The sequence below is a fragment of the Mesorhizobium sp. LNJC391B00 genome (assembly GCF_000502535.1).
Taxonomy (GTDB): Bacteria; Pseudomonadota; Alphaproteobacteria; order Rhizobiales; family Rhizobiaceae; genus Mesorhizobium.
In genome coordinates, this window is the sequence record NZ_AYWI01000014.1 from 41,494 (window position 1) to 63,737 (window position 22,244).

A 22,244-nucleotide genomic window follows, 5' to 3' on the forward strand; every position below is an offset into this window, starting at 1 on the left:
CGTCGGCGTTTGTTGATGTCCTGTGGAAGCTGTAGGTTGGTTTCATAGCAGACGAACGAAGCGTTCCTTTTTGGTCAAATGGAGAATTTTGTGAACCGTGTCTTGCCGCTTGCTTTCCTTCTCGCCCTCAGCGCTCCTGCCTTTGGCCAGGCTGTCGATGCCCAAGGTGCCAAGCAACTTTCCGATGAGCTCTCTCGCTATGTCGGCAAACAGGCGCTCAATGAAGGCATTTTGAAGATCTCAGCCGAGGAGGGTGCCTACAAGATCACCTTCGATGTGATGGCGCTTGTGGCGAAGATGCCGAAGCAGGATCTGAAGCGGTTCGATTTCCCGCCCGTCACGCTGCGGGTCAAACCGCGCAGCGACGGAGGCTGGGATGTCGCCTCGGATTTCTCTACGACTGGGTCCATCGAGGTAAATGGCCCAAATGGCCTGAACACCGGGCAAATCGTTGTCAAGGATGGCAAGTTCACGGGCGTCTATGACCCGGAACTGGCGGCATTTACCAGCGGCACCAGTTCGATTGCGGGCATGACGATGACGTCGCGCCAAGTCAGTCAATTGACCGATTTGAGCGTGGGGCTGGGCTCTTCCAAATTTGACGCCAGGAAGTCGGCCAACGGCGGCGTCGATCTTAAACTCACACAGGCGATGGCGGACTTCGTCGAAACGGTCAAAATCGATGACCGGTCAATCGCAGCGCTCCGGGCACCGGAGCTCGCTGTGAACGTGACCGCTAAGGCCATTCAGACCAAGCCGCTTCTGGATCTTTTGGCGTTCGCCGTCGCCCATGAGGACGAGGCCCGGCTGAAGGCCGATCAAGCAGAGTTCAAAACGCTTCTGCTCGGTGCGCTGCCGCTATGGGAACGGATCGATGGGACCTACGCATTCAAAAACATTGCCATTGAAACATATGCCGGCAATTTCGGCGCGGCGCAGCTGAACACCGTTGTCGGCATGGACGGCATCAGCAAGGACGGCAAGATCAGCTACGCATTCAAGGTTTCCGGCCTGACAATACCGCAGCAGATGCTGCCCAGTTGGACCGTTGCGTTGCTGCCGACGGATCTCGACCTGAATTTCGGCGGCGCCAACATCGATCTCGACAGTATGGCCAGGAAAACCATCGACACCCTCGATTTCAGCAAGGATCCACCGCTGCCGCCAGATTTCGGCGACGAGATTTCCGCCAATTTCCTGGCCAAGATACCAAAATTCGTTCTCGGGCACAGCACGGTGAAGAACGGCGACATCGAGGTCGCCATGGAGGGCGAAATGACGTTCCCCGGCAAGAAGCCGGATGCGAGCGTGACCGTCAACGTAACCGGCTACGACAAGATCGTTGAAACCTTGCAGGCGGCGGCTAAATCTGACCCGGAGGCCTCGCAGGCTTTCACAGGGGCGCTTGCGATTAAGGGATTCGCCAAGACGCTGCCGGACGGCCGTATCGAATGGGTGATCAACGCCAGGCATGATGGGTCGGTGACGGTCAACGGCGCGATGCTGAAGGGGCCTGATCCGGTCGTGGAAGACAACGCCGATCCGGATGCGATCCCTGGGACAGCAACGAAGCCTTGAGCACTGACCTCGGGGGCGGCTAACTCAGAGTCCCAGCGCGCTAGCAATCTTTGGCGCGGCTTCGTGCCAGTCCTCGACGGAGATGATGTCGTCCGGCACCGGCGGCAGGAAGGCGCGCAGCGAATTGTCGGCCATCAGGTGGAAGAGATGGGCGTCGGCAACCGAGTTGCGTGCCGAGATGAGGTTGGCGGGCTGGTCGTCGACAAAGGCTACCGGCCGGCCTCTGCTACCACGCAATTTGGCCACCGCGGGTCCCTTGGCCATTTCGGTGGTCAATAGCGGATAGGGCAGACCGAGCGCATCGAGATGGGCGCGGCGGGCGGCGCGATGCCGGTGCGGCATGGCGGTCAAAAGGACGATCTCGACGCGGTCGCTGAGGCTGGCAAGCGCTTGTTCGGCACCGTCGGTAACGCTCTGCCAGTCGGCCTGCGTATCGAAGAAATCTCCGAGAAGTGCCGTCACCTCCGGCTGTTCGATCAGCCGGCCGCTCGCCGTTTCGGCAATGTTGCCGGTGAGACGGAAGGAGGCCAGGGTCAGGCCGAAGCCGCGCGATTTCAGGAAATGCGGAAACGGCCGGATGAATTCGAGCACGACATCGTCGACATCGAGGATCAGCAGAGGCCGGTCGTCGGCTGCAAGTTCGGCGATCTGGCGTGCCGTCTCGGGATCGTCGCTCATATCGAATGCTCATGGTCGTCGCCGCCAAGAGGCAGCGCGCGCAACGCCTTGCCGACTGAGGCAGGCGGGGTGCCGGTTTCCTCGGCAAAGCGCAGCAAGGTCGGCTCGTGGGCGAGGATGAACTGCAGCACGCCGGCAAGGAATCCCGGTTCGGCCGCGGCGCGGCGGATGGCGGACGCCTCGATGCCGGTGATGGCCAGGAAGCGCGGCAGGAGTTCGGGGTCGGCGGCGACGAAGCCCAGTGCCTTCACGGCAATGGTTTCCGCTTCCTCGCGCATTGACGCTGCGTTTGCCATCACTACTTTCTCGTTGCTGAAATGAGTCTCTTTTCCGCAGTAATCGCAAGCGTCGCCTGCGGCAAGCCACAGCCCCGATCCAATGTGGTTTTCGAGGTGGAATCCGAATGGCTTTTGCCGCTTCGGGTTTCCATTTCGTCAATCATATTGCCTTAAGAGTGGGCGAGGGTTTGGTGTGCTTCGACAAGGGCGCATAGCGGCAGGGCTTCGGGCAGAAGCCTGGCCGGGATGGGAAATCGATGCCTAAGAAGGTCATGATCGTCGAGGACAACGAGCTCAATATGAAGCTCTTTCGCGACCTCATCGAAGCCAGCGGTTATGAAACGGTGCGCACGCGCAACGGGCTCGAGGCGCTCGATCTGGCGCGCCAGCACAGGCCCGACCTGATCCTGATGGACATCCAGCTACCCGAAGTGTCGGGGCTGGAAGTGACGAAATGGCTGAAGGAGGACGACGACCTCCATTCCATTCCGGTCATCGCCGTCACCGCCTTCGCCATGAAGGGCGACGAGGAACGCATTCGCCAGGGCGGTTGCGAGGCCTACATCTCCAAGCCGATCTCGGTGCCGCGTTTCATCGAGACCATCAAATCCTATCTCGGTGATGCCTGATGCCTTCAGCCGGAGCCTTGTGACATGACCGCGCGGATCCTCGTCGTCGACGACATCCCTGCCAATGTCAAACTTCTCGAGGTTCGGCTGCTGGCCGAATATTTCGAGGTGCTGACGGCCTCCAACGGGCCGGACGCGATCGAGACCTGCGAAAACGGCAAGGTCGATGTCGTGCTGCTCGACGTGATGATGCCCGGCATGGACGGGTTCGAGGTCTGCAAGCGGCTGAAAAGCGATCCGGCGACCGCGCATATACCGGTGGTCATGGTGACCGCGCTGGGCCACGTTGCCGACCGGGTGCGCGGCCTCGAGGCAGGCGCCGACGACTTTCTCACCAAGCCGGTCAACGATCTGCAGCTGATGACGCGGGTGAAGAGCCTGGTCAGGCTGAAGTCGCTGACCGACGAGCTGCGGCTGCGCGCATCGACCACCCGCAACATCGGCATCGAGGCGCTGTTGAGCCGCAGCTTCGCGTCGGAGGACGCCACGCCGAAGGTGCTGTTGATCGACGAGCGCAAATCGTCGGTTGAGCGCATCCAGAAAATGCTGCGCGGCAGCGCCGAGCTCGACATTGCGACCGATCCGCATGCCGGCTTCTTCCAAGCCGCCGAGGCGCCCTATGAGTGCGTGCTGATCTCGACCGGTTTTGCCGATTTCGATCCGCTGCGGTTGTGTTCGCAATTTCGTTCGCTCGACCGCACCCGCTTCCTGCCGATCATCCTGATTGCCGATGGAGGCGAGGAGGGGCGCATCATTCGCGGGCTCGAGCTCGGCATCAACGACTATCTGATGCGGCCGATCGACCAGCAGGAGCTGACGGCGCGGCTGCGCACCCAGGTGCGCCGCAAGCGCTACAACGACCAGCTGCGCGCCAGTGTCACCCAGACCATCGAGATGGCGGTGACCGACGCATTGACCGGGCTGCACAACCGCCGCTACCTCGACAGCCATTTGCAGACGCTGTTCGACCGCGCCGTGGCGCGGCGGCGGCCTCTGTCGGTGATGATCACCGATCTGGACCGCTTCAAGACCGTCAATGACTCGCATGGCCATGATGGCGGCGACGATGTGCTGCGCGAGTTCGCAAGGCGGCTGCGCAAGAACGTCAGGGGCATCGACCTTGCCTGCCGCTTCGGCGGCGAGGAATTCGTCGTTGTGATGCCGGACACGGACGGCGCGGTGGCGGAGAAAGTTGCCGAGCGCATTCGCGCTGAAATCGCCCAGCTGCCGTTTGCCATCGGCCCTGAAGGCAAGGCGATCGAAGTCACGGTCAGCGTCGGCGTGTCATCGGTTCTGAAGGGCGCGGACACGGTCGCGGCGTTGATGAAACGTGCCGACGTGGCGCTCTACGAAGCCAAAAGTGGCGGCCGCAACCGGGTCGTCGCCAAGGCAGCGTAGGCTAGACCACCGATTATGCAGTCAATCGGACAGGGTTAGGAATTTACCTTAATCCAAGCGATTCGGCAGGCTTGGTTAAGAAACTATTGATTTTCAAACATTGTTGCGCAAATGTGCGGTGCAAGAACAAGGGCGATGCGGGCACGAGGGTAGACAGCCGCATCGCTTCGCCGAATACCCCATGATGCTCAGGTCCGCCGCATCTCCTGGGTCCGTGGGGTCGGCCGGCCGGCGCTGGCACATAGTGGCCTCCTCGTACCGCTGCCATACGCCGACCGGCCCCCTTTTTTGCCAAAAAATGAGATGAGCACTTCGCGCCAAACAGCGGAGGGTTCTGGCTTTTCGGGGCCTTGAATCAAAAACGCCGCCCGAAGGGGCGGCGCTTTTGACAGAGCGTATGAAAACCAGATTACTTGATCTTGGTTTCCTTGAACTCGACATGCTTCTTGGCGACCGGGTCGTATTTGCGGAACGACAGCTTGTCGGTCTTGGTACGGCTGTTCTTGCTGGTCACGTAGAAGAAACCGGTGTCGGCGGTCGACAGAAGCTTGATCTTGATGTTTGCGGCTTTGGCCATTGTATCAGTCCGTTATGTTCGTGGGGTTTTGGCCGCTGGAGCGGGGGAAAACACCCGGACGCGGGAAACTTGGCGCGACACATAAAGAACGTGCCCGGAAAGTCAAGCCCGGCGCGGCCGCCGTGTCGTAAGCACATGAGTTGTCCGGATTAGGTAGCACATGAGTTGTCCGGTTTTATCACCGGCTCGATGGAGGCTGAGGCTCAGGGCGTTCGAATCTCGAAAACCAAGCAATTGGCTTTTCGTCCGCTACGAGGCCGCTTCTCACCCCACAAGGAGAGAAGGTAAGGTCGCTGTTGCTCGCCCTCAGCGGGGCCGGATTTCTAGGCTTCTTCCTTAACTGGAAGCGCTTTTTTCCAGTCCCCGGTGGTGTTCCACCAGCGATTCGGATTGGCGCGGTCGTCCAGGCCCTTGGAGCGGCTGGCGAGGATCGGCTGGATGCGGATCACCGGCTCCTGGTAGGAATGCGCCTGGAAAATCGCCTCGACGACGCGGGCGGCGAGCACCTGGTCGTCGGGCAACTCGAACGAGACCTCGACGGTGCCGGGGCGGCGGCGCAGTTCGGTTTCGACGCCGGCGGCTGCACCTTCCAGCGGTCGGTAGCGTTCGATGCCGTGCGCCGTTTGATAGGCGTTGCGGTCGTATTTGCCCATTGCCAGCGGCGCGATCGCGACCACGGCGTCCATGATGCGGTCGACATCGGTTGCCGGGGCCTGGAAGCTGACAAGCAGCAGAAGCGTCATGCGCAGAGATGTGGTTTCAAAGCCGCTGTCGATCATCGCCGTATCCTCAAACTCGGGTTTTTTGGGACACCCTTTTAGCTGAGGTCTCCTGACACGGTTCTGTCAGCAGCGGCGACATCCCGTCAGGATTGCGCAGGCTGGCGACGGACAGGCTACCAGATCTTGCGGACCAGCCTGGCGCTGACCAAGGCGATATAGGCGGCAAAGAACAGGCCGAGCGACCAGCCGAAGCCGGAGGGCCCGAAGGCATCCATGCCGATGCCGATCGCCTGCGGGCCAAGCACCATGCCGACGCCGTAGCAGAGCACGAAGGCGGCATTGGCCGAGGCCAGTTCATGGCCGGAGAGCTGCGAGCCCAGATGGGCAAGGCCGATCGTGTACATGGCGGCCACCACGCCGCCCCAGACAAACAGAAGCGCCGCCATAAGGTGCCAATTGCCGGCGAAGAACGGCATGAAGATGGTGCCGGCAAGTCCGACCGTGGCACAGGCCAAAAGCAGATAGCGGCGGTCTGAGACGCGGTCGCTGATCATGCCGATAGGGATCTGCAACAGCACGTTGCCGAGGCCGATCATGGTGAGCAGGAGGGCTGCATCCGCCTCGGAATAGCCGATGCGGTTGCCATAGACGGGGAACAGCGCAAAGCCGCCGGTCTCGACGGCGCCGAACACCAGCACGGCGGCGGTCGCTGTCGGCACCAGCCAGATGTAGCGCAGGAAGTTGCTGGTTTCGCCGTCAACCACGATTGTGGGACTTTCATTCCGTGCGGCCAGCACCGGGATTGCGGCCAGCGCGACCAGGACGATGATGACGCCAAACGGCAAGAAGCCGGTGCTGCCGATATGGGCGAAGATCCATGGCCCGGCGGCGAAGCCGAGCGACAGCACTGTGGCGTAGATGCCGAGCACCAGGCCGCGCCGGCGCGGCGGCGCCGAGGTGCTGATCCAGAATTCCGACAGGATGAACAGCACCGTCAGCGCGATGTGCAGCACGACGCGTAGTGGGAACCACATCCAGAAGTCCGGCGCGAAGTGGAAGCCGACAAAGGCGAGCGCGCCGGCGGCGATCATGGCGATCATCGTCCAGGCGACGCCGAAGCGCATCGCCAGCGGCGTGGCCAGCGGGGCGCCGGCGATCGAGGCAAGGCCGGCGACCGCGGTGTTGAGGCCGATCATCGATGCCGAGTGGCCGCGGCTCTCGAGAATAACGCTGAGCAGCGGCATGCCGAGGCCTATGGCGATGCCGACGACGCTGATCGACGAGATCGCGGCGATCATCGGTAGCCAATGTACGCGCTCGTCGCCCTCTTGCTGGGTATCGACCGTCATGTGATGCCTGAATACTCTGTCTGTTTGATATTGCGTAATTCCGGACGGAAAACCGCGTCACACTTTTCCTGGAATTGCTCTAAAGAATTTCGCGAACGAAGCGGTTGCGGATAAGCCGGTGGAACGGCACGGACCCACCGGGTCGCAGGCGCGGATCGCCGGCAAGCCGCGTCTCCAGCTCCTGCAAGATCGTTCGGGTGATGTCGGGGATATCGGCCTCTCTGGCCTTGGCAAGCGGCAGCCAGACCAGTTCTTCCAGCTCATTGGTCGGGCCGCCACCCGGCAGTTCCACGGCGACATCGCTGCGCCAGGCGCTGAAGAAGCGGGTGTCGAAACGACGCACGCGATTGGGCGGGGTGATGGCGCGGGCGATGAAGCGCAGCGGCGCCAGCGAAGGCTGGACGCCGTGCTCGACAAAGCCCTGCCAGTCGCGCTTGTCGGTTGCGAACGAGCCTTTGCGGCCGATGAGCAGGCCGGCTTCCTCATAAGTCTCGCGGATGGCCGAGAGCGCGATGGCACGGGCCCGCGACGGGCTGATGCGGCCGACGCCGGCGGTCAGCCTGGCTTCTTCCTCCGGGAGCAATGGGGTGGCAACGGCTATGCGGCTGTCGGCCGAATCGGTGCGGCCGCCGGGAAAGACGAACTTGCCGGGCATGAAGGCGTGGCCTGCATGGCGCCGGCCCATCAGCACCAGAATCTCGTCGCCCTCGCGGTCGAGCAGGATCAGGGTGGCGGCATCGCGCGGGCGTATGGGCAGGCCGCTGTGGGCGGCTGCGCCACGGTCCATCCTGCTGACTTCCGCCTTGGTCATACCTTCCATGCGCAGGACCTAGCGGAAACTTCTGGCAAACGAAAGTGGCCTTTCACGGTCGGCATGTTGCGCCAGGCGACATTGCCCTGACGCAAACTAGGTTCCGGGATGCGGCTCGGTGCCGTCTTTTTCGCCGCCGAAGCCGTGCATATAGAGCGCCCATTGCAGTCCGATGACGGCGCCCTTGACCGGTTGCAGCAGAGCGACCGACAGCACGATGGTCAACGGCACCCAAATGGCGATGTGCTGCCACATGGAGAGCGTCGAGGTCGCCTCAACGCCCATGAAGGCGCCGAGAACGATGTGGCCGACAATGACGATGACGAGATAAGCGGGCAGGTCGTCGGCGCGGTGGTGGTGGAACTCCTCACCGCACACGGCGCATTTGTCGACACTTTTGGTGAAGCCGGCGAACAACCTGCCTTCGCCGCAATGCGGGCAGCGGCCAAGGGCGCCGCGCTTCATCGCCGTCCACAGCGGGCGGGCGACTCGGCCCGAATGATGTTCGCCGCCGAAAACCTGCTTCTGGATTCCCATTTCGCTTGCCATTATCGTCTCCTGCCGCGCGACCCCGGGCGCGATTGCGACGCGCGGGCGCGGCCTTTTGCCTTGTGAAACGACCGTTTGGAGCCGGGCAGGGGCTTCGGGTCGGTCAGCATCTCGAAACGCATCGCGCCGGCCATAGGCGCCACCTCGATCAGGCGAACCTCGACGCGGTCGGCAAGCTGATAGCCCTTGCCGGTGCGTTCTCCGAACAGCGATCGCGCGGTTTCGTCATATATATAGTAATCGCCATCCAGACTTGACACCGGGATGAAGCCATCTGCGCCAAACTGCGGCAATTGGACAAATAGTCCCGATTTGGTGACGCCCGAAATGCGGGCGTCGAACCGGTCGTCGATGCGCTCGGCGAGGTAGGCAGCGATCAGCCGGTCGACGGTGTCGCGCTCGGCCGCCATGGCGCGGCGCTCGGTGCCGGAGATCAGCACCGCGACGTCTTCCAGCCGCGTCTCTTCGTCCTGCGTCAGCCCGCCAGGGCCGAGCCCAAGTGCGGCAATCAGCCCGCGATGCACGATCAGATCGGCATAGCGGCGGATCGGCGAGGTGAAATGCGCGTAGCGCTTCAGGTTGAGGCCGAAATGGCCGATGTTCTTGGGCGAATATTCGGCCTGACTCTGCGAGCGCAGCACCACTTCGTTGACCAGCCCCTCATTGTCGGCGCCACGCACGCGCTCGAGAATGCCGTTGAACTGGGCGGGCCGCATCTGCGCGCCACGCGCCAGCGACAGGCCGAGCGTCTGCAGGAACTCGCGCAGCGATTCCTGCTTGGCCAGCGACGGCGCATCGTGGACGCGGTAGACCAGCGCCTGCTTCTTCGCTTCCAGCGTTTCGGCGGCGGCGACATTGGCCTGGATCATGAATTCTTCGATCAGCTTGTGGGCGTCGAGCCGCTCCGGGACGACGACGCGGTCGACGGTGCCGTCCGGCTTGAGCAGGATCTTGCGCTCGGGCAGATCAAGCTCGAGTGGCTGGCGGCCATCGCGGCCGCGCTTGAGGATGGCGTAGGCGTCCCACAGCGGCTTCAGCACCGTATCGAGGATCGGGCCGGTCTTGTCGTCAGGAAGGCCGTCTATCGCGGCCTGGGCCTGCGGATAGGCGAGCTTTGCCGCCGATTTCATCATGACGCGGTGGAAGGTGTGACGCAGCTTGCGGCCATCGGCGGCAAAAATCATGCGCACGGCAAGCGCGGGACGGTCCTGGCCTTCGCGCAGCGAGCACAGGTCGTTGGAGATGCGCTCTGGCAGCATCGGCACGACGCGGTCGGGGAAATAGACAGAATTGCCGCGTTTCAGCGCCTCGCGATCGAGTGCGGTGCCATAGCGGACATAGGCTGCAACATCGGCGATCGCCACCGTGGCGATCACGCCGCCGGGGTTCTTCTCGTCGAGGTCGGGCGTGGCGAAGACGGCGTCGTCATGGTCCTTGGCGTCGGCCGGGTCGATGGTCACCAGCGGCAGGTCGCGCCAGTCCTCGCGGTGAGCAAGCGTCGCCGGTTTTACCGCCTCGGATTCGGCGATGACGTCGGCCGGGAAGATATGCGGAATGTCGTGCGCGTGGATGGCGATCATCGAGACCGCCTTTTCGCTGGTCAGCGAGCCCAGCACCGCCACCACTTTTGCGCGCGGCAAACCATACCGGGAGGCCCGCGCGGGCTCGACCTCGACAAGGTCGCCGTTCCTGGCGCCGTTCTGGAATTCCTTGTCGACGATCAGTTCGGGCTGGCGACGTTCCACCGGCTCGATGCGGAAGGTGCCGTCCTGAAGGATACGAAAGACGCCCAGCACGGCATCTGTCCGCTTCTCGAAAATCTTCATTACGCGGCCCGTATAGGCGGGCCCGGTCGCATCGTCGGTCGGGAAGGTCTTGGCCAGCACACGGTCGCCGATGCCCGGCTGCGGGCCATTGCCGCCGCGCGAGACGCGGATCGAGACGACGGGCGGTTCGCCGGTGCCTACGGGCTCGGCAGGATGCGCCAGCAGGATGCCGTCGCCATCGCGGCCAAAAATGTCGAGTACGGCGACATGCGACAAGGCGCCGACACGGGCCAGCCGTTTGCGCTCCTTGGTCAGGATGCCTTCGTCCTGCAGGTCGCGCAGAATGTCCTTCAGCCAGATGCGGTCGTCGCCGCGCAAGGCAAACGCCTTGGCGATGTCGCGTTTTCCCGCGCGGTCGGGGTTCTCGGCGATGTAGCGCAGGATTTCGTCACGCGAGGGCCTGTAGTCGTCCTTGACCTTGGCCCTCGTGTCGGCGGTGCGCGGATCGCCGTGGCTTCTACCGGTGATCCTGCGCGCCACGCTGCTATCCCTTTTTCTTCGCCGCCGGCTTCTTGGTCGCCGACTTCTTGGCTGTGGTTTTCTTGCCAGTGGTTGTTTTGGCAGTGGTTTTCTTGGCTGTGGGGGCCTTGGCGGCTGCCGCCTTGCGGAACGGCTTCTTGCCGCCGCCCTTGGCTTCCTTCTCGGCGATCAGCGCCAGCGCGTCCTCGACGGTCACCGACTGCGGATCCTTGCCCTTGGGCAGTGTCGCGTTGACCTTGCCGTAGTTGACATAGGGCCCATATTTGCCATCGCGCACGACGATCTTGCCCCCGCCATCGGGATGGTCGCCGAGTTCCTTCAGCGCCGCCGCAGTGCCGCCATTGCGGCCGCCCTTGCCCTTCAGCTGCTTCTCGGCGATCACGGTGACAGCGCGGTTGAGGCCGATCGAGAACACATCCTCTATGCTGTCGACATTGGCATAGATGCCATCATGCAAAACGAATGGACCATAGCGGCCAAGCCCGGCGGAGATCATCTTGCCGGATTCAGGGTGCTTGCCGATATCGCGCGGCAGCGACAGCAGCGCCAAGGCCTTTTCATGGTCGATCGAGTCGGGCGTCCAGCCCTTGGGCAGGCTGGAGCGCTTGGCTTCCTTGCCGTCGCCGCGCTGGATATAAGGACCGAAGCGGCCTGAGCGCAGCGTGATTTCCTCTGCCGTGTAGGGGTCCTTGCCGAGGACCTTGGTGCCGTCCTCGCCGCCGCCATTCTCGCCATTCGGGTTGGCGGCATCGCCGAGTTGGCGGGTAAAGGAACATTCCGGATAGTTGGAGCAGCCGACGAAGGCGCCGAACTTGCCGAGTTTCAGCGACAGATTGCCGGAGCCGCATTTTGGGCAGATGCGGGGATTCGAGCCATCCTCCCGCGCGGGGAACACCAGCGGCGCCAGTTCCTCGTTCAGCGCGTCGAGCACGTCAGTGACGCGCAGTTCCTTGATGTCGGCGACGGCGCCGGAAAAATCTTTCCAGAAGTCACGAAGCACGTCCTTCCAGGCGAGCTTGCCGTCGGAAATCTCGTCAAGCTTTTCCTCGAGTGAGGCCGTGAAGTCATATTCGACATAGCGCTCGAAGAAGCTTTCGAGGAAAGCCGACAGCAGCCGGCCCTTGGCCTGCGGCACCAGCCGGCGCTTGTCGATGGTGACGTAGTCACGGTCTTCCAACGTCTTCAGGATCGCGGTGTAGGTCGACGGACGGCCGATGCCGAGCTCTTCCAGCTTCTTGATCAGCGACGCCTCGGAGTAGCGCGGCGGCGGCTCGGTGGTGTGCTGGGTGGCATTGATCGCCTGACGGGCCAACTGCTCGCCGGCACGGATCTCGGGCAGACGACGGTTTTCCTCGTCTTCGGCGTCGTCGTCCTTCTGGTCGGTGTAGGCGGCGATGAAGCCGTCGAAGCGAACGACGGAACCGACGGCGCGAAGCTCCGCGGTGCGAGCGCCATTGACCGCCTCGATTTCGACCGTGGTACGCTCGATCTCGGCCGACTGCATCTGGCTGGCGATGGCGCGCTTCCAGATCAATTCGTAAAGCCGCAGCTGGTCGGAATCGAGATATTGCCTGACCGAAGCCGGCGTGCGCATGAAATCGGTCGGGCGGACCGCCTCGTGCGCTTCCTGGGCATTCTTGGCCTTGGCTGTGTACTGGCGCGGCTTTTCCGGGAGGTATCTTGGGCCGAATTCCTTGGCGATGGTGTCGCGGGCGGCGTCGATCGCCTCCGGCGCCATCTGCACGCCGTCGGTTCGCATATAGGTGATCAGGCCGGTAGTCTCGCCGCCGATCTCCATACCTTCATAGAGGCGCTGCGCCACCTGCATGGTGCGCGTCGCCGAAAAGCCGAGGCCGGACGATGCCGCCTGCTGCAGCGTCGAAGTGGTGAAGGGCGGGCCAGGATTGCGCCTTGTCGGTTTGGCTTCCACCGACAGAGCCTTGAAGGTCGCGCCTTCGAGCATGCCCTTGATATCGTCGGCCTGCGCCTTGCTGGCGATGTCGAGCTTCTGCAGCTTCTTGCGCTCGAACGCGGTCAGCCGCGCCTCGAAGCTGTCGTTACGTGGCGTGCCGAGGAGGGCAGCGATCTGCCAGTATTCCTCGCGGATGAAGCGCTCGATCTCGGATTCGCGGTCGCAGACCAGGCGCAGCGCCACCGACTGGACGCGGCCGGCCGAACGGGCGCCCGGCAATTTGCGCCACAGCACCGGCGACAGCGTGAAGCCGACGAGATAATCGAGTGCGCGGCGAGCCAGATAGGCATCGACCAATGGTGCATCGATCTGGCGCGGATTGGCCATCGCTTCCAGCACCGACGACTTGGTTATGGCATTGAAGACGACGCGGCTGACCGGCTTGTCCTTCAACACGCGCTTCTGCTTGAGCACCTCCAGCACGTGCCAGGAAATGGCTTCGCCCTCGCGATCCGGATCGGTGGCGAGGATCAGGCCATCGGCATCCTTGACCGCGTTGGCGATGTCGGTGAGACGCTTTCCGGAAGCGGTGTCGACCGCCCAGGACATGGCGAAATCCTCGTCGGGACGCACCGAACCATCCTTGGCCGGCAGATCGCGGACATGGCCGAACGAGGCCAGAACCTTGAAGTTCTTGCCGAGATACTTGTTGATTGTCTTTGCCTTGGCCGGCGATTCGACGACGACGACGTCCATGAGGTCTCATATCAGCTGTGGGGGCGGCAGAAGAATTCCGCTGCGTGACGCATTCAATTGGTCGCTCACATGGCCGCGCTTTTGCGATCGGTCAAGGGCAAGCGGCCAAAATGCGGAGGCGTGTGCCGCAATACACTCTTAGAGTGTATGGAGAAGATCACAAAATTTTTTGTCTGGGAGGGTTCGTGTTTCGAGCCACCGGGAAAGGTGCCGCGACCAGTTCGTGCTGCCCGTGAATGCCGAACTGGCCGCCGGGTCGCTTGGAGCCGGCGGCCAGCCGAGTCCCGCCGATGGGGTGCGGGATAGAGGTTCGGACGATCAGTCGGCCTTGACGATGTGCCAGACTTCGCCGACGCCGTCGCCGGTGACGTCACCGGCCTTCTTGTCCTTGATGAAGGTGTAGACCGGCTTGCCGTCATAGGCCCACATCTTGGTGCCGTCGGTGCGGTCGACGATGGTCCATTCGTCGTCCGCCTTGGCGCCGTCCTCGGCCTTCAGCGGCGGCCAGTTGGTGGCGCATTTGTCATAGCAGTTGGTCTTGCCCTTCTCGTCCTTGTCATAGGTATAGAGCGTCATGCCGTTGGCATCGGTGTAGATCTTGGTGCCAGCGACTTCCGCTTCCTTCCACGCTTCGGCGGCGAAGGATGCGGCGGTGCTGAGCAGAAGGGCGGCCAGGCCGACGGTGATCGTTTTCATGGAAATCTCCCTGGTGATCCGACGAAGCGCGCAGAAACCGCGGCTTCGCTCTGTGAACGTTCGGCGAGGGACATTTCTTCCCCGGCTTGGTCAACTTGGGATTGGCCGACAACAATTCGTCCGGCCGGATCGTATCTGTAGCCAAATTCCACACGATGGTGATTGGCGAACACGATTTTGCGTCGCTATATCGGCGCCAAGGAATCTGGAGTTCTGGAATGCCATTGGACATCGGCTATGTCAGCGCGGTCGGAGCGGGGGCGATCTCGTTCCTGTCGCCTTGCGTGCTGCCGCTGGTGCCGCCCTATCTCTGCTACATGGCCGGCGTGTCGGTCGACGACTTTCGCGGTGGCGGTGCCGGCGTCACGGCCAAGGCCGGCGCCCGCGGCGCGCTCATCTATTCCTCGCTCGCCTTCGTACTCGGTTTCTCCACCGTGTTCGTGGCGCTTGGCGCCGGCGCCTCGACCATCGGCCACTGGCTGCGCGTCTGGCAGGAGCCGCTGGCGATGGCGGCCGGGGTGCTGATCGTCCTGATGGGGCTGAATTTCCTCGGCATCCTGCGCATACCACTTCTGTCGCGCGAGGCGCGCTTTCAGTCGCAGGGCAAGCCTGCCAGCATGGTCGCCGCCTATGTCATGGGGCTGGCCTTCGCCTTTGGCTGGACGCCGTGCATCGGCCCGGTGCTGGGGCCGATCCTGACCTTGGCCGGCGGCCGCGAGACGGTGGGCGAGGGCGCTCTTCTGCTTGCCGCCTATTCGCTTGGCCTCGGCATTCCGTTCCTGATTGCTGCCCTGTTCTCCGGCGCCTTCATGCGCTTCCTGGGCAGGTTCCGCGTCCATCTCGGCCGCGTCGAAAAGGCGATCGGCGCGCTGCTGGTTATCGCCGGCGTGTTCTTCCTCACCGGTGGCGTGCAGACGGTGTCCTATTGGCTGCTGGAGACATTTCCGGTGCTGGGCCGGCTGGGGTAGAGATCCGCTGATCGAGAGTGAACTGCCTCATCACCTCACCGGAATTTAACCCCATTGGTGCAGCATGACGCCAGATGCTACCACTCTCCGATTCCTGATCCCTTTTCAGATGGTTGTCCTTCCATGAGCCAGAGATCCTGTCTGTCCGTCATCCTCGCCGCCGGCGAAGGCACGCGCATGAAGAGCGCTCTGCCCAAGGTGCTGCACCAGATCGCCGGGCTGCCGATGGTCGCCCATGTTGTGAAGGCGGCCGGGGCCGCCGGTGCTGCCAGCCAGGCGCTGGTGATCGGCCATGGGGCGGAGGAAATGCGCAAGGCTGCGGCGAAGTTCGCCCCCAAGGCCGAGACGTTCGTGCAGGAGAAGCGGCTCGGCACCGCGCATGCCGTGCTGGCCGCACGCGGTGCAATATCAAGGGGTTATGACGACATTCTCGTGATGTTCGGCGACACTCCGCTGATCGATGCTGAAGCCCTGGTGACCGCACGGCGAAAGCTTGCCGATGGCGCGGCCGTCGTGGTGATCGGTTTCCGTCCGCTCAGCCCGGCCGGCTATGGCCGGCTGATCGAAAAGGGCGGCAAGCTGACTGCCATCCGCGAAGAGAAGGACTGCTCCGCCGAGGAAAAGAAGATCGGCTTCTGCAATGCCGGCATGATGGCGGTGGCCGGCGCTCATGCGCTCGAACTGCTCGACAAGGTCGGCAACAAGAACGCCAAGGGCGAGTTCTATCTCACCGACATCGTCGAGATCGCCAGCGCGCAGGGCGTAGATGTCGTTGCCACCGAAACCAGCTTCGAGAGTGCGCTAGGCATCAACAACCGAGCCGAACTGGCGCAGGCGGAAGACATCTGGCAGACGCGTCGCCGGCACGAGGCGATGCTGTCGGGCGTAACGCTGATCGCGCCGGAGACCGTGTATTTCTCGCACGACACCGAAATCGGCGCCGACACGATCGTCGAGCCCAATGTCTGGTTCGGCCCGGGCGTGAAAATTGCAACCGGGGCCAAGATACACGCTTTCAGCCACATAGAGGGCGCCACCATCGCCTCCAATTGCGACGTCGGTCCGTTCGCGCGGCTCAGGCCTGGCGCCGATCTGAGGCAAAAGGCCAAGGTCGGCAATTTCTGCGAGGTCAAGCAGGCGGTCATCGAGGAGGGCGCCAAGGTCAATCATCTGACCTATATCGGCGATGCCCGTGTGGGCGCGGGGGCCAATATCGGCGCCGGCACCATCACCTGCAACTATGATGGTTATTCAAAGTTCTTCACCGATATCGGCGAGGGTGCCTTTGTCGGCTCGAACTCGTCGCTGGTGGCGCCGGTTTCCATCGGCAAGGGTGGCTACATCGCCTCGGGCAGCGTCATCACCGAAAGCGTGCCGGACGATGCGCTGGCCTTCGGCCGCGCCCGCCAGAAGACCATTCCCGGGAAAGGCAAGGAATTGCGCGAGCGCTTTGCCTCGGCCGCGGCGGCGAAGAAAAAGGCCGGCACCGACCATTAACCGCCGAAGCAATTGAACAACCGAGGAATTGCGGTAACCGGATTGCAAGAGCGGTGTGTCATGGTGCATCGGGTTGAGAAGCGTTCCGTTACACCAGACGAAATGCAAAGTGACTTTCGCGGCGGGCCGGCAATCCCTAGATAACGCTGGTTTTCCATCGGGACTGGTTTTCCAGGTGAATCGGGGGCAGGCGCATGTGCGGTATCGTCGGAATTGTCGGCCAGAGCCAAGTCGCGCCGCTCATTGTCGATGCTTTGAAGCGGCTTGAATATCGTGGCTATGACTCCGCCGGAGTCGCCACCGTCGAGAAAGGTGCGCTCGGCCGCCGCCGCGCCGAAGGCAAGCTCATCAACCTCGAACGCCGGCTGAAGGAAGAACCGCTCGACGGCACCATCGGCATCGGCCACACGCGATGGGCGACCCATGGCGTGCCCAACGAGACCAACGCCCATCCGCATTTTTCCAACGGCGTCGCCATCGTTCACAACGGCATCATCGAGAATTTCGCCGAGTTGCGCGATGAGCTGATCCGCGACGGCTATTCCTTCTCGTCGCAGACCGACACCGAGGTCGTAGCGCATCTGGTGGCGCGCGAACTCGCCAAGGGGTTGAAGCCGATCGAGGCGGCGCATCAGGCGCTGAAGCGACTGGAAGGCGCCTTTGCTCTGGCCATCATGTTCACCGGCGACGAGGACCTCATCGTCGGCGCCCGCAATGGCCCTCCGCTGGCCGTCGGCCATGGCGATGGCGAGATGTTTCTGGGCTCCGACGCCATCGCGCTGGCGCCCTTCACCAATTCCATCACCTACCTTGAAGACGGCGACTGGGCGGTGGTGCGCCGCGATGGCGTCACCATCTTCGACATCGACGGCAAAGAGGTTGCCCGCAAGCGCCAGCAATCACTATCGACCAGTTTCATGGTCGATAAGGGCAACCGCCGCCATTTCATGGAAAAGGAAATCCATGAACAGCCCGAGGTGATCTCGCATACGCTGGCGCACTATGTCGATTTCGTCTCTGGCGTGTCGAAGCCGCTGGAACTGCCGTTCGACTTCGCCAAGATCGGCCGGCTGGCGATCTCGGCCTGCGGCACCGCCTATCTCGCGGGGTTGATCAGCAAATACTGGTTCGAGCGCTATGCGCGGCTGCCGGTCGACATCGATGTCGCCTCGGAATTCCGCTATCGCGAAATGCCGTTGTCGGCTGATGATGCCGCCTTCTTCATCTCGCAGTCGGGCGAAACCGCCGACACGCTGGCCTCGCTGCGCTATTGCCGCAAGGCCGGCATGAAGATCGGCGCAATCGTCAATGTTCGCGAATCGACCATGGCGCGCGAATCCGACGTGGTGCTGCCGACGCTGGCCGGGCCGGAAATCGGCGTCGCCTCGACCAAGGCTTTCACCTGCCAGCTTTCGGTTCTGGCGTCGCTTGCGGTGCGCGCCGCCGTGGCGCGCGGGACGATCTCGAAGGACGAGGAAAAGACGCTGGTGCGCGCGCTTTCGGAAGCGCCGCGCTATGCCAACCAGGTGCTCAAGCTCGAGGAGCAGATCGAGCGCATCGCGCGCGAAATCTCGCGCTACAAGGACGTGCTCTATCTCGGCCGCGACACCAATTTCCCGCTGGCCATGGAAGGCGCGCTGAAACTCAAGGAAATCTCTTACATCCATGCCGAGGGCTATGCCGCGGGCGAACTGAAACACGGGCCGATCGCGCTGATCGACGAGAACATGCCGGTCATCGTCATCGCGCCGCATGACCGCATCTTCGAAAAGACGGTGTCGAACATGCAGGAAGTGGCGGCGCGCGGCGGCAAGATCATCCTGATCACCGACGCCAAGGGCGCGGCGCAGGTCAGCGTCAAGACGATGGAGACGATCATCCTGCCAGACGTGCCGGAAATCATCTCGCCGATCATCTACGCGCTGCCGATCCAGATGCTGGCCTACTACGCCGCCGTCTTCATGGGCACCGACGTCGACCAGCCGCGCAATCTAGCGAAATCGGTGACCGTGGAGTAGTCGGCGCTCATCGGCGGTCTTAAAAACTTCGCGGTTCCAAAGCGCCGTTCGCTTCACTAGTGTGGCCCTGCAACCCGCGTCCCCGGTGAACCATGTCCGATGCTCCCAGAACTTCCGGCATGACCCGGCTGAGGAACTATTTCCTCACAGGCTTTATCGTCTGCGCGCCGCTGGCGATCACCGCCTATATCGCCTGGTCGTTCGTCGGCTGGGTCGATTCCTGGGTGAAGCCGTACATTCCGGCGCGCTACAGCCCCGACACCTATTTGCCGTTTCCGGTGCCCGGCTTCGGCCTGATCGTGGCGCTCGTGCTGATCACGCTGATCGGCTTCATGACCGCCAACATCGTCGGCCGCGCGATCGTCAATTTCGGCGAACGGCTGCTTGGCCGTATGCCGCTGGTGCGCGGCATCTACGGTTCGCTGAAGCAGATATTCCAGACGGTGCTGTCGAACAAGGGCGATATGTTCCGCCAGGTCGGGCTGGTCGAATATCCGCGAAAAGGCGTCTGGTCGCTGGTGTTCGTCGCCAGTGAAAAGGAAACCGAGATCAACCAGAAGCTCGACCATGCAGGCGACCCGATGATCGCCGTGTTCATGCCGTGCACGCCGAACCCTACCACCGGTTTCCTGATGTACGTGCCGAAATCCGACATCGTGCTGCTCGACATGACGATCGAGGACGGCGCCAGGCTGATCGTCTCGGCCGGGCTGGTGGCGCCCGAAGTCAAGCCGAAAATGGTGACTATGAACGGCCAGCCGATCGACGGAGATCTCGCCAACCCGCCGCTTGGCGCTTTGGCTCAGCCGGCACGCAAGAGCCGCACGGCCTCGTCGCGGCCGAACAAATAGAGCAGCAGCCGCAGCGCCTCGCCGCGCTCAGACTGTAGTTCCGGATCACGCGACAGGATCAGCCTTGCATCGTCGCGGGCTGCTTCGAGCAAGTCGGCGTGCACCTCGATGCGCGCCACCTGGAAGCCCGGCGTGCCGGACTGGCGGGTGCCGAGCAATTCGCCTTCGCCGCGCAGCTTCAGATCCTCTTCGGCGATCAGGAACCCGTCCTCGGTCTCGCGCATCACCGACAGCCGGCGCTTGGCCGTTTCGCCGAGCGGGTCCTTGTAGAGCAGCACGCAGGAAGAAGGCTTGTCGCCGCGGCCGACGCGGCCGCGCAACTGGTGCAGTTGCGCCAGGCCAAAACGTTCGGCATGCTCGATGACCATGATGGTGGCGTCCGGCACGTCGACGCCGACCTCGATGACGGTGGTGGCGATCAGGATGCGGGTTTCGCCGGCCTTGAACGCGCGCATCGCCTCGTCCTTTTCGGCGCCCTTCATGCGGCCGTGGACGAGGCCGATGCGATCGCCGAACAAGGGCTGCAGCGAGGCAAAACGGTCCTCGGCCGACATCAACTTGATCTCTTCGGATTCCTCGACCAGCGGGCAGATCCAGTAGATCTTCTGGCCGTCGGCAACCGCGTCCAGCATGCGACCGACCAGTTCGTCCAGCCGTTCCAGCGGCAGCGTGACGGTGCGGATCGGCTGGCGGCCGATCGGTTTTTCCGTCAGCTTGGAGACGTCCATGTCGCCGAAGGCGGTCAGCACCAGAGTGCGCGGGATCGGCGTCGCCGTCATCACCAGCATGTCGGGGGCGTCGCCCTTGGCGGTGATGGCAAGCCGCTGGTGGACGCCGAAGCGGTGTTGCTCGTCGACCACGGCAAAGACGAGGTCGTGATAGGCCACCGTTTCCTGGAACAGCGCATGGGTGCCGACGACGATGTCGATCTCGCCGCTGGCGAGACCTGATAGCGTTTCAGTGCGTTCGCGGCCCTTTTCGCGGCCGGTCAGGATAGCGACGCGCAGGCCGGCCTGTTCGGCCAAAGGCGTGATCGTCGCCAGATGCTGGCGCGCCAGGATTTCGGTCGGCGCCATCAAGGCCGCCTGGCCGCCGGCCTCGACTGCGCGCCCCATGGCCAGCAGCGCCACCACCGTCTTGCCGGAGCCGACATCGCCTTGCAGCAGGCGCAGCATGCGCTCGGGGTCGGCCAGATCGGCATTGATTTCGGCAAGCGCGAATTCCTGGCTGCCGGTCAATGAATACGGCAGGGCTGCGCGCAGTTTCTCGACGATGCGACCGTCGCCGATGAGCGGCCGGCCCGACAGGCGGCGCACTTTTGCCCGCACCAATGCCAGCGAGACCTGGCCGGCGAGAAGCTCGTCATAGGCAAGGCGGCGCCATGCCACCCCCTCGATGGCGACATCGATCGGGTCCGCGGGATAGTGGATGCGGGCGAGCGCGTCGGCGAAGGCGGGGAAAGTCTGCTTGCGCATGAAGGCGCCGTCCTGCCATTCCGGCAATTCCGGCAGCCGGCCGAGCGCCTGGCCGATGGCGCGGCGCAGCACCTTGCCCGACAGGCCGGCGGTCAGCGGATAGACCGGTTCGACCAGCGGCAGTGTTTCCGCCTCGCTCACCAGGGCGATATGGTCGGGATGGACCATGGTCGGGCGGCCGTTGAACCACTCCATGCGGCCGGAGACGACGACATGCTCGCCCACCGGCATCGCCTTTTCGAGATAGGCGGCATGGGCGTGGAAGAAGATCAGGCCGATCTCGCCGGTGTCGTCATGGGCATAGACGCGGTAAGGCACCGACCGGTTGCCGCGCGGCGGCGGCTGGTGGCGGTCGATGCGCACGTCGAGCGTGACGATGGCGCCGGCCGGCGCAAGCGCGATGCCGGGACGATTGCGGCGGTCTATGACGGTGTGCGGCAGAACGAACAACAGGTCGCCCGCGCGCGCCGGCCGTTCGCCGAGATCGGCCGCCACCACCTTCTCAATCAGAGCGCCAACCTTGGGGCCGACGCCGGCAAGCGAAGTGATCGGGACGAAGAGAGGGTCGAGGAGGGAGGGGCGCATGGCTTCACTCTCCCCCCTGTGGGGAGGGTCGATCCGCGAAGCGGAGCGGGATGGGGGTAGGTGCGCGGCTAACTTTCGAGGAAGTCGGTAGGTCAGCGCCGCACCCCCACCCCGTCTCACTCGCTTCGCTTTGCGAAGCGTGCTCGCCGACCCTCCCCACAAGGGGGAGGGTGAAGTGCGGGCGGTGTCCGGCACCAGCGTTGTCAGGAGTGTTCTTCACACCCGGGATGTTTAGCCGCCCACCCGTGCGTTGCAAGGCTGACACCGCCCTCTATCCACGCTATATGCGCCGCACCAAGCAAGGATGCGGCACGATGACCGGGACGAAACGATCGAGCGAGGGGCTGGATATCAGGCGCCGCAAGCTGTTGTTCCGCTCCTGGCATCGCGGGATGCGCGAGATGGACCTTATCCTCGGTACGTTTGCCGACAACGAGATCGGCGCCTTGACCGGCGATGAAATCGACCAATATGAAAGGCTCCTCGACATCCCCGACACCGAATTCCTGCCCATGGTCACCGGCGAACGCCCGGTTCCCAGGAATATCGACTGTGCCGTCCTGCAAAAGATCCTGGCATCGCGCCGGACCATGACATTTTAAACGTGCAAC

19 protein-coding genes are annotated in these 22,244 nt (G+C 63.2%); 8 read left to right on the forward strand and 11 right to left on the reverse strand.

What is annotated here, in order from left to right:
* Nucleotides 1–90 precede the first annotated feature (90 nt).
* Entirely contained in the window at nucleotides 91–1,578 is a 1,488-nt protein-coding gene (locus X750_RS139355) for a hypothetical protein (RefSeq protein WP_023748536.1), read from the forward strand.
* A 24-nt stretch (nucleotides 1,579–1,602) separates the two neighbouring features.
* On the opposite strand, the gene X750_RS139350 is transcribed toward X750_RS139355, so the two are convergent.
* Together X750_RS139350 and X750_RS139345 are read right to left on the reverse strand one after the other, a co-directional pair.
* Entirely contained in the window at nucleotides 1,603–2,256 is a 654-nt protein-coding gene (locus X750_RS139350) for a hypothetical protein (protein WP_023681574.1), read from the reverse strand.
* Nucleotides 2,253–2,552 carry a DUF3572 domain-containing protein gene (locus X750_RS139345; protein ID WP_023691161.1) on the reverse strand — a complete coding sequence of 100 codons (300 nt, stop codon included), beginning with the start codon at nucleotides 2,550–2,552 and terminating at the stop codon, nucleotides 2,253–2,255. The genes X750_RS139350 and X750_RS139345 overlap by 4 nt, the downstream gene beginning before the upstream one ends.
* Nucleotides 2,553–2,791: 239 nt before the next feature.
* Between X750_RS139345 and X750_RS139340 the strand changes: the two genes are divergently transcribed.
* Together X750_RS139340 and X750_RS139335 are read left to right on the forward strand one after the other, a co-directional pair.
* Nucleotides 2,792–3,163 (forward strand): response regulator, encoded by a 372-nt coding sequence (locus X750_RS139340; RefSeq protein ID WP_023667574.1) that lies wholly within the window; start codon nucleotides 2,792–2,794, stop codon nucleotides 3,161–3,163.
* 24 nt (nucleotides 3,164–3,187) lie between these two features.
* Nucleotides 3,188–4,561: a PleD family two-component system response regulator gene (locus tag X750_RS139335; protein ID WP_023725725.1), complete on the forward strand. Its 1,374-nt coding sequence runs from the start codon at nucleotides 3,188–3,190 to the stop codon at nucleotides 4,559–4,561.
* Nucleotides 4,562–4,970: 409 nt separating this feature from the next.
* Here X750_RS139335 and rpmG read toward each other — a convergent pair whose 3' ends face one another.
* The 8 genes from rpmG to X750_RS139295 all read right to left on the reverse strand — a co-directional run bounded on the left by rpmG (nucleotide 4,971) and on the right by X750_RS139295 (nucleotide 14,239).
* Nucleotides 4,971–5,138 carry a 50S ribosomal protein L33 gene (gene rpmG / locus X750_RS139330; protein ID WP_006201775.1) on the reverse strand — a complete coding sequence of 56 codons (168 nt, stop codon included), beginning with the start codon at nucleotides 5,136–5,138 and terminating at the stop codon, nucleotides 4,971–4,973.
* A gap of 323 nt (nucleotides 5,139–5,461) precedes the next feature.
* The gene (locus tag X750_RS139325; RefSeq protein ID WP_023710625.1) at nucleotides 5,462–5,917 is read right to left on the reverse strand and encodes a hypothetical protein; all 456 of its coding nucleotides are present in this window, start codon (nucleotides 5,915–5,917) and stop codon (nucleotides 5,462–5,464) included.
* Between the two features lie 116 nt (nucleotides 5,918–6,033).
* Entirely contained in the window at nucleotides 6,034–7,209 is a 1,176-nt protein-coding gene (locus X750_RS139320; RefSeq protein WP_023681570.1) for an MFS transporter, read from the reverse strand.
* Nucleotides 7,210–7,288: 79 nt separating this feature from the next.
* Nucleotides 7,289–8,029, reverse strand: a complete 741-nt coding sequence (locus tag X750_RS139315; RefSeq protein ID WP_023748537.1) for an NUDIX hydrolase — start codon at nucleotides 8,027–8,029, stop codon at nucleotides 7,289–7,291.
* Between the two features lie 87 nt (nucleotides 8,030–8,116).
* On the reverse strand, nucleotides 8,117–8,569 hold the full coding sequence (locus X750_RS139310) for a DUF983 domain-containing protein (protein ID WP_031194788.1): 453 nt from the start codon (nucleotides 8,567–8,569) through the stop codon (nucleotides 8,117–8,119).
* Nucleotides 8,569–10,875, reverse strand: coding sequence for a ribonuclease R (gene rnr / locus X750_RS139305; protein WP_023744817.1), 2,307 nt, complete (start codon nucleotides 10,873–10,875; stop codon nucleotides 8,569–8,571). The genes X750_RS139310 and rnr overlap by 1 nt, the downstream gene beginning before the upstream one ends.
* 4 nt (nucleotides 10,876–10,879) lie before the next feature.
* The gene (topA, locus tag X750_RS139300; protein WP_023695425.1) at nucleotides 10,880–13,543 is read right to left on the reverse strand and encodes a type I DNA topoisomerase; all 2,664 of its coding nucleotides are present in this window, start codon (nucleotides 13,541–13,543) and stop codon (nucleotides 10,880–10,882) included.
* A 318-nt stretch (nucleotides 13,544–13,861) separates the two neighbouring features.
* The gene (locus tag X750_RS139295; RefSeq protein WP_023748538.1) at nucleotides 13,862–14,239 is read right to left on the reverse strand and encodes a hypothetical protein; all 378 of its coding nucleotides are present in this window, start codon (nucleotides 14,237–14,239) and stop codon (nucleotides 13,862–13,864) included.
* Nucleotides 14,240–14,457: 218 nt separating this feature from the next.
* Here X750_RS139295 and X750_RS139290 point away from each other — a divergent pair, with 218 nt between their 5' ends.
* The 4 genes from X750_RS139290 (at nucleotide 14,458) to X750_RS139275 (ending at nucleotide 19,573) form a co-directional block, all read left to right on the forward strand.
* Complete coding sequence (locus X750_RS139290; RefSeq protein WP_023748539.1) at nucleotides 14,458–15,207, forward strand: cytochrome c biogenesis CcdA family protein; 750 nt, start codon at nucleotides 14,458–14,460, stop codon at nucleotides 15,205–15,207.
* 123 nt (nucleotides 15,208–15,330) lie between these two features.
* Nucleotides 15,331–16,704: a bifunctional UDP-N-acetylglucosamine diphosphorylase/glucosamine-1-phosphate N-acetyltransferase GlmU gene (gene glmU, locus X750_RS139285; RefSeq protein WP_023748540.1), complete on the forward strand. Its 1,374-nt coding sequence runs from the start codon at nucleotides 15,331–15,333 to the stop codon at nucleotides 16,702–16,704.
* A 194-nt stretch (nucleotides 16,705–16,898) separates the two neighbouring features.
* Nucleotides 16,899–18,722, forward strand: a complete 1,824-nt coding sequence (glmS, locus tag X750_RS139280) for a glutamine--fructose-6-phosphate transaminase (isomerizing) (protein ID WP_023748541.1) — start codon at nucleotides 16,899–16,901, stop codon at nucleotides 18,720–18,722.
* 92 nt (nucleotides 18,723–18,814) lie between these two features.
* Entirely contained in the window at nucleotides 18,815–19,573 is a 759-nt protein-coding gene (locus tag X750_RS139275; protein WP_027050381.1) for a DUF502 domain-containing protein, read from the forward strand.
* Here X750_RS139275 and recG read toward each other — a convergent pair.
* The gene (recG, locus tag X750_RS139270) at nucleotides 19,525–21,633 is read right to left on the reverse strand and encodes an ATP-dependent DNA helicase RecG (RefSeq protein ID WP_023748542.1); all 2,109 of its coding nucleotides are present in this window, start codon (nucleotides 21,631–21,633) and stop codon (nucleotides 19,525–19,527) included. The two genes, X750_RS139275 and recG, sit on opposite strands and share 49 nt — an antisense overlap.
* A 314-nt stretch (nucleotides 21,634–21,947) precedes the next feature.
* On the opposite strand from recG, the gene X750_RS139265 reads away from it, so the two are divergent.
* On the forward strand, nucleotides 21,948–22,235 hold the full coding sequence (locus X750_RS139265; RefSeq protein WP_023681561.1) for a succinate dehydrogenase assembly factor 2: 288 nt from the start codon (nucleotides 21,948–21,950) through the stop codon (nucleotides 22,233–22,235).
* Nucleotides 22,236–22,244 lie beyond the last annotated feature (9 nt).